The sequence below is a fragment of the Succinimonas sp. genome, assembly GCF_045225735.1.
GTDB lineage: Bacteria > Pseudomonadota > Gammaproteobacteria > Enterobacterales > Succinivibrionaceae > Succinimonas.
The window spans coordinates 1-8006 of record NZ_JBGVBR010000343.1 but is presented as its reverse complement, the minus strand read 5'-3'; the positions used below and the strand labels follow the sequence as shown (position 1 = coordinate 8006).

6 protein-coding genes are annotated in these 8006 nt (G+C 53.5%); all 6 read right to left on the bottom strand.

Going from position 1 to position 8006, the window contains the following annotated elements:
• Positions 1-3: 3 nt before the first annotated feature.
• Complete coding sequence (lpxC, locus tag ACJROR_RS12110) at positions 4-945, bottom strand: UDP-3-O-acyl-N-acetylglucosamine deacetylase (RefSeq protein ID WP_406042799.1); 942 nt, start codon at positions 943-945, stop codon at positions 4-6.
• 1131 nt (positions 946-2076) lie between these two features.
• Positions 2077-3300 carry a cell division protein FtsZ gene (gene ftsZ / locus ACJROR_RS12105; protein WP_406547248.1) on the bottom strand — a complete coding sequence of 408 codons (1224 nt, stop codon included), beginning with the start codon at positions 3298-3300 and terminating at the stop codon, positions 2077-2079.
• A gap of 242 nt (positions 3301-3542) precedes the next feature.
• Positions 3543-4883 (bottom strand): cell division protein FtsA, encoded by a 1341-nt coding sequence (gene ftsA, locus ACJROR_RS12100; protein ID WP_406547247.1) that lies wholly within the window; start codon positions 4881-4883, stop codon positions 3543-3545.
• On the bottom strand, positions 4880-5710 hold the full coding sequence (locus ACJROR_RS12095) for a cell division protein FtsQ/DivIB (protein WP_406042758.1): 831 nt from the start codon (positions 5708-5710) through the stop codon (positions 4880-4882). The genes ftsA and ACJROR_RS12095 overlap by 4 nt, the downstream gene beginning before the upstream one ends.
• Positions 5711-5712: 2 nt before the next feature.
• On the bottom strand, positions 5713-7161 hold the full coding sequence (gene murC, locus ACJROR_RS12090; RefSeq protein ID WP_406547246.1) for a UDP-N-acetylmuramate--L-alanine ligase: 1449 nt from the start codon (positions 7159-7161) through the stop codon (positions 5713-5715).
• Positions 7162-7173: 12 nt separating this feature from the next.
• Positions 7174-8006 (bottom strand): UDP-N-acetylglucosamine--N-acetylmuramyl-(pentapeptide) pyrophosphoryl-undecaprenol N-acetylglucosamine transferase (locus tag ACJROR_RS12085; protein WP_406547245.1); only part of this gene is annotated, 833 nt, incomplete at its 5' end.

The window sequence follows — 8006 nt, the reverse complement described above, 5'->3', positions numbered from 1 at the left end:
GTCTCAGGCAAAAACCACGCCGTAAGGACGCTCGTTTTCCCGGATAAACCGCACCTTTTCAGAAGACTGCACGCCGTCATCCACAGTAACGATTCTGTAGGCAGTCTCATCGGCCAGAAGAGCCCGGAGCAGCATGTTGTTCAGATGATGACCGGTCTTGTAGGCCTTGAACTCGCCCTGAATGCTTCTGACATTCATATAGAGATCTCCGATGGCGTCCAGCATCTTGTGCTTTACAAACTCATCGGGATAACGCAGTCCCTCGGGATTCATCACCTTGTAGTCATCCAGAACCACCGCATTGTCCAGACTGCCGCCGAGAGCCAGATTGTGGGCATGCATAAACTCCACATCTCTCATGAAGCAGAAGGTGCGGGCCCGGCTGACATCCCGGAAAAAGTTCTCCCCGGTGAAGTCCATGACATAGCGCTGCAGGGAGCGATCCATGGCCGGATGGTTAAAATCAATCTGCAAATCAAGCTTAAAACCGCTCTTCCTGGGCTTAAGCTCAGCCCACTTGTCATCAAGCTCGACTCTGACGGTCTTAAGGATCTTTAAAAACTGCTTCGGCTCCTGAAGCACCTCGATTCCGGCACTTTCCAGAAGATAAATAAACGGCTGAGCGGATCCGTCCATAACCGGAAGCTCCGGAGCATCGACATCCACATAAAGATTATCAATGCCCATGGACGACAGAGCGGCAGACAAATGCTCAATGGTGGATACTCTGTCTCCTGCATCGTTCACCAGTGCCGTACACAATTCCGTGTCTCTAACCATGTCAGCGGATGCTTTGAATACAACGTTCGGTTCAATGTCCACTCTGGTGTAGATTATGCCGGTATTCGCCGGGGCGGGTCTGAATCTCACGCTGACCTTGCGGCCGGAATGAAGACCAATGCCTGAGGCGCTTACGGCTTTCTTTATAGTACGCTGTCTTATAATCATAGTTTCCGTTACACCTTATATTCATAAAGCTGTGATCATTATATCACACTAAGTGTGACAAATGATCCACAAAAATGTTCCAAAAATTAATAAATTTTCAAAAAATCGCTTTCAAGAGTGACACACCCGGAAATTTTTCACACAGGTGACTGGAATTATTGGTAAAAAAATAAAAAAATCAAGAAAAATGAGACCAAAGTCAATATTTTCTGCCGTCATTTGCCGTGCCGGCGCTTAGGCCTGAAACGTTACCAGGAAAGCGCCGGGAGCGGCTCCAGCCCTTATCTCATAAGGCCTTAATTTGCTATACCCGGCGATGTTCCCGCACGGAAAGGTTTTCTCGCGTTTATCCCGGCAAATAACCAGGGTTCGTTTTCGGGGCCGGAGCAGGATTATTAGGAGATGATGAATGATGACTTCAGGGGATTATTTTTCCGGCATTATCCTCCCGCCCTTTGCAGATCTTTTTCCGAAAACAATTTCAATTTGCCAAACCGCAAAATTTCCCGCTATTCTCATTTTTGCCGCATTACCCGCATTATTGCCCGATTATTGCGCGGCCCGTTACCGAACCTCTATTGAAAAAGTCTCCGGCAGGAACGCCGTCTTCCGCCCCTCCTTCCGTACCTCCTTCCATACTTCCAGCCACGCAGCCTTCCGTGCCGCCGCCCTCTTTCCGCGCCTTTTTCCGCACATCATTCCGCCATCGAACTTACACGTACGGTTTCCCCGGGAAGGAAAGAGCAAACAAAGGGTACCGCGTTTTTTCAGCGTGTTCTGCCACGGCCCGGACTCCCTGGCATCCGGTTCTCTCTGTTTTTCGGCCTTAAGAAGAGCCCGGCGCTGCATATCGGGTAACACGAGGCCCTTTCGGGGTAAAGGGGCAGCGCCCCTTTAATTATTAACAGGAAGCGCCAAAGGCGTCTTCCGCCTTAATTATGATGCTGCGGATCCCCGTTTTTTTTCTGTTCATGCATCTTCTGTTCCTGCCAGAATTAATGGCGATGGGCGGCCGACGACATCAGATCTCCCGGCCCTTTCCTAAGCACAGCAAAACCGCTGCGGCAGGAAACAAAAAAGGCAGACCTTTTAAAGCCTGCCTCTCTGATTCATTCTTCAGAACAACAATCAGTCATTCTTGGCGCGCTTTCTTAAAAACTCCGGCAGCGCGAAATCATCCTCGAACTGACTCTGCTTGACGCTGGGAGCTGACTCGGGCTCGCTGTTCTTCTCTTCGCTGGGCTTGATAGAGAAGAAGCCGCCATCTCCGGCATCATCGGCATCAAACATGGACTCCGGCTCCCTCATAGGCTCGGGCTCCTTTTGAACAGGTCTGGCTCCGGGCTCTCCGGTAATGCCGGTAAGAACCACGGTAACCCCGACCTCGTCCTTCTTCTTGTTCTCATCAATAACCACACCGTACTTGGTATTGGCATCTTCGTTTCTGGCAAAGCGATCCACCTTTTCGCCCAGCTCGCCGTACATGGAAAGCGGGAAGTCCTTGGAAACGGTAATGTTAACCAGAACACCCTTAACGGAGCAGTTGGAAACATCTTCCAGAAGCGGATTCTTGATGGCATCCTGAATGGCATCCTCCACCGCGGTCTTTCCGGAACCGCTGCCCATGCCGATAACCGCAGTGCCAGACATGGTAAGAACAGTGCGAATGTCATTGAAGTCGAGATTGATGTAGCCGGCGCGTTCAATAAGATCGGAGATGCCGGTTACCGCCTGCTTCAGCACCTTGTTGCACTCGGCAAAGGCGCCGATGAGGGTGATGTCCTTGGGAAGATACTTAAGCAGCTTATCATTAGGGATGACAATGAGCGCGTCAACCTCTTCCTTAAGCTTCTTAATGCCTTCAATGGCCTTCTGCATCTGCTTGGGCCCCTCAAAGGAATAAGGCTTGGTCACAATGGCCACGGTGAGAGCGCCCAGCTCCTTCTTGACAATCTGAGCCACCACCGGGGAAGCGCCGGTACCGGTACCGCCGCCCATGCCCGCAGTAATGAAGGCAATATCCACCGGGCCGATCTGCTGCTTGAGATCCTCGCGGCTCTCCTCGGCGGCAGCCTTGCCCACCTCCGGTTTGGAACCGGAGCCCAGGCCGCGGGTGGTATTCACGCCGATCTGAATTCTTTTTTCAGAAAGATTCTGATTAAGCGCCTGCAAATCCGTGTTTACCGCAATGAACTCTACGTTCTTGACCTTTTCTTCGATCATGTACTGTATGGTATTGTTGCCGCCGCCGCCAATACCGATGACCTTAATATTTACCTTGCCGTTATCAGCGGGAAGGCCGGCCCCCATTCCCTGTGCCGCATCTTCGGCAACATTGATTATTTCGCTCATTGCTGTTCTTTCTCCTATGCCGGTTTCCCCGGCAGCCCGTATGCAGGCAGGAAGCTCTCTGCCATTGAATTGAATTAAAGAATTTATCAGGATTCAGGATCCAATACAGTGATAAGTATAACGATATTTGGATTTTTTGCCACAATGCCGCCATACCGCCGCAAAAAGCCGCCGGGGAGCCCCGAAAGCTCCGGAGCCGGGCAGCCTCCGGCATATTGCCGCAGCAGTATCCGGATCCGGGTTTACATGGATTTGTTAAACCAGTCCCAGATCTTTGACACAAAACGGGCCAGACCTCTTTTCGGGGCCTGATCCAGAGTTTTCTCCATGTCATTGCTGAGCTTCAGAAGCCCGACAAGCACCGCATCCGCCACCGGATTCATCTTCTCCTTGAGATCCGAGCATTTCAGAGTCCCTTCATGCTCGGCCGGGGGCACATCGGTTTCCCGGAATGCCGCCTTCCTGACAGAACGGATATTGCTGATGCCATTGCTTTCCAGATACTTCCGAAAGCATTTTTCAATGCCGCGGATGGACGAACCGCCTCCGGCCAGCACCACCCCGGATCCCAGATCGCAGGAGGGATCCACTCCCTTCATGGACATGAGGACGTTCTGGAAAATGTTATGATATCTGGCCTCAATGGCTTCAGCCAGAGCCCGGGGCTGCAGCGTGATGTCATCTCCGAGACCGTTCCGCTCCACCTTGATTTCCTCCCTGACATCAGCCATGTCGGGATCCGCAAGACCGCAGCGCAGCTTAAGCTGCTCCGCCTGACGCTCCGAAATGCCGTTCATCACAGCGATATCGCGGGTAACCATGCCGGCCCCGAAACGGCAGAAATTGGTGAAGATAAGGTTGCCCCGGTCATAAATGGTGATATCCGCCGTGCTGCCGCCGATATCAATGACGCAGACTCCGATATCCTTTTCCGGCCCGATAACAAGCCCCCGGGCCGTGGCATAGCCGCTGAACATAAAATCCGGCGCATACTTGCTTCTGATGGGGGTTAATGCGTAGCGGATATTGTCCAGAAAATCCTTCTTGGCATAAAAGGCATGAATGAACACCTTAAGCTGTCCTCCCACCATGCCCCGGGGATCCACCACTCTTTCATTGGAATCCACCTGATACTGATTTACCGCATAGCCCACCAGCTCATAGCCGTCGATGCTGACCGAAGCGGCATTCTGAGTAGCCTCGGCCATCTGCACGGTAGTTACCCTTTGATGATGCAGCGGGGTGGTGCCATCCACATTTCTCGAGGCGGAGAAATACCCCGGCACCGACACCATAATCCGGGGATTGTCAAAATCGATATCCGAATATTTCTGCATGATGCCGCCATGAACCTGAGTATCCACGGCGGAATAGGCCTGAGAAATGTCGTCCCGGAGCTTATCCAGACTGGAGATGCCGGATCCTCCCATCCCGCTGGATGCCACGGTTTTATAGCCGATCACTCTGATGTCGTTGTCATCGGATACCAGAGCCCCGGCAACCCGGATAACGGAAGTTCCCACATCCAGGGCTACTACATAGTCAATATTCTTTTCAGCGGCGTTTCCTGATTTTTCTGTCATTTTTTCTCCTCGGCCTCCGAAACCTCCTGGCGCCATTTTACAGCAGCCCCGGTTTCATATCTCAGGTCAACATATTCGGCTTTATCCATAAGCTCCGGAATGCGGTTATTAAGTTCAGCAAAGGTGCGGAGCCGCGTAAGAAGCGCATCGGAGGAATCAGAGTCCTCCCGTTCCTCGCGGCCCGAAGCAAAGGTATCCAGATCCCGTCCCAAATAAAGGATGAGTCCGGACTGCAGCCGGATCTCCCACATAAAATCAGGAGTAAGCTCCACGCTTTCCACCACGGCATTGCTCCGCTCCTTCAGAAAATCCCGGAAGGCCAGATAACGGTTAAAGATCTTTTCCGCCTGATTCTCCCGGCCGTAAAGATGGGCCAGAGGTTCCCGGAAATCGGAAAGATCCGGATAAATAACCTTCCAGTCTCCGGTAAGAATGCCGTTGTTAAAATAAGCAGCCGGACGGTACTCGGTAAGATAAACATAAAGAATGTCCGGCAGCCGTTTTTTGACGGTCACCGTGCGGGCCCAGGGCATTTTCAGAAGATAGCGCCGCACCTTGGAAAGATCCATGGTCAGAAGGTTAAGATTGTCGTAGTTACTGAGAAAATAATCGGCAACCTTCTTTTCCGAAAGATAGCGCAGTCCGCCTTCCACCTTAAGCTGCTTCACCTGAATGGCGTCAACATCGGTCATGGAATCGTACAGCATCCGCCCCAGAAGCACATCGCAAAACACCACCAGAAGCAGAAAGAGAATGCTGAATATCACCTGTCCCCGGGTGCGGCTCCCGGGATCAGCCTCTTCGGCCCTGACCCGATAACCTGCCACTGTTACCGCTCCTTCATTCTGACAATGTCGAGCTTCATATCAGAGAGCTGTTTGGCCAGCTTGCCCACATTGCCGGCTCCCTGGGTAAGCACGATGTCCCCGTCCCTGACGATATCCGCCAGAATTCCCGGCACCAGCTCCGGACGGGAGGCAAAATAAGGCTCCACCTGGCCCCGGAGTCTGATGGAGCGGCAGAGGGTTCTGCCGTCGGCTCCCACAATGGGAGCTTCTCCGGCCGGATAGACATCCATGAGAATGAGCTCGTCGGTAAGTCCCAGCACCTCGACAAAATCCTCGAAGCAGTCCCGGGTACGGGTATAGCGATGGGGCTGAAAAATCATCACGAGGCGGCGATCCGGCCATCCGGCGCGCACGGCATTGATAGTGGCCCGCACCTCGTTGGGATGATGACCGTAATCATCCACCAGAAGAGCCTTGCCGCGGCCGGTTTCAAATTCGCCGTACTGCTCAAAGCGCCGGCCGACCCCCTGGAAGCTGCCCAGAGCGGTCAGAATGGCCTCATCCGGAATATCATCCTCGGTGGCCACCCCGATGGCCGCCGCCGCGTTAAGAGCCATGTGAATGCCGGGAACGGTGAGCTTAACCCGAAGCGGCTCCCGGCCCTTTCTGTGCACGGTAAATTCGGAATGAGCCTTTTCTTGAACAAAATCCGTAACCCGAATATCCGCATCGGCGCTGGTGCCGTAGGTGATTACCGTACGGCCGATGCGGGGAAGAATGTCCCGGATATCATCGTTGTCAATGCAAACCACTGCCACGCCGTAGAAGGGCAGATTGTGCAGGAATTCCACAAATGTGTCCTTGAGCCGGCTGTAATCGCCGCCGTAGGTATCCATATGATCATGATCCAGATTGGTAACTACCGAGATCATGGGCTGGAGATGCAGGAATGACGCATCTGATTCATCGGCCTCGGCAATAAGATAGCGGCTCTTTCCCAGCCGGGCGTTTACCCCGGCGCTGTTAAGAAGTCCCCCGATAACGAAGGTGGGATCTCTGCCGGCCTCGGCATATATGGAGGAGATCAGACTGGTGGTGGTGGTTTTGCCATGGGTGCCGGCCACAGCGATGCCGAACCGGAAACGCATAAGCTCGCCCAGCATTTCCGCTCTTCTGACAATGGGGATATGAAGCCTGATGGCTTCCTGCCATTCCGGATTGTCCCTATGAATGGCGCTGGAAATGACAATAACGCTGGCGCCCTGAACCTGTTCCGCCCGGTGGCCGATAAAGACCCCGATGCCCAGGCTCCGAAGATGCTCGGTGTTGCGGGATTCCGCAATGTCAGATCCGGTAACGTCATAGCCCTCATTCTTAAGCACCTCGGCAATGCCGTTCATGCCGGCGCCGCCGATGCCGACGAAATGAATCCTTTTTACCTTATGCATTACCGGAATGCCGGTGAACATGTCATTGTTTTCGTGAATCATCAGGAACGCTCCTTATTTGGCTAAAGATCTGCAAATTGCGGCAATTTCCGCGGCCGCATCAAGCCTGGTCTGAGACTGGGCCTCTTCGCTGATGGCTGCGAGCTTCTCCCGGTGCTCTGCGAAATCCAGAAGATATTTTGACAGGCTCTCTTCCGTAAGCTCCGGCTGCGGCATGGTAATTCCGGCGCCGTTATCGGAAAAGCTCCGGGCATTTTTGGTCTGATGGTCGTCCACCGCCGTGGGGAGGGGCACAAAAATCGCCGGCATGCCGGAGGCGCCGATTTCCGCCGCGGTCAGAGCTCCGGCCCGGCAGACAATAAGGTGATGACTGCGATAGGCCGCTGCCATGTCATCGATAAAATCAGAAACCTGATATACCGTCTCCGGAACCCCCAGAGAAGCGTAGAGATCCCGGACTCCCGCCGAGTTCCCCTTGCCGGTCTGATGAAAAATTTCTATTTTCGCGCCGGCATCCAGAGCCTTTTTAACGGCTCCGGGCACCCTTTCATTAAGAGCCTGAGCGCCGAGACTGCCGCCCACCACCAGAACCCGGAGCTTGTCGCCGGAAAAGTCTTTGGGAAGCTCGTCATGAAGATCCTTAATGGCTTTTCTCACCGGATTCCCCACAAACTCCGCGCCTTTCTTATTAATGGCCCCGGGAAAGCCCAGAAGAATCTTGCTGGCAATATGGGAGAGCATCCGGTTTGTCATTCCCGGAGCGGCATTCTGCTCATGCAGCACCAAAGGGATCCCCAGCAATCTGGCCGCAAATCCGCCGGGGCCGGAGGCATAACCCCCCATCCCCAAAACCACGTCCGGCCGGAATTTTCTGATGAGGCTGAAAG

Bases quoted from the DNA above. Each gene is read 5' to 3' on its own strand.
- ftsA (WP_406547247.1), bottom strand. From the start codon at position 4,883: ATGACAGAAAAATCAGGAAACGCCGCTGAAAAGAATATTGACTATGTA.
- murC (WP_406547246.1), bottom strand. From the start codon at position 7,161: ATGATTCACGAAAACAATGACATGTTCACCGGCATTCCGGTAATGCAT.
- ftsZ (WP_406547248.1), bottom strand. From the start codon at position 3,300: ATGAGCGAAATAATCAATGTTGCCGAAGATGCGGCACAGGGAATGGGG.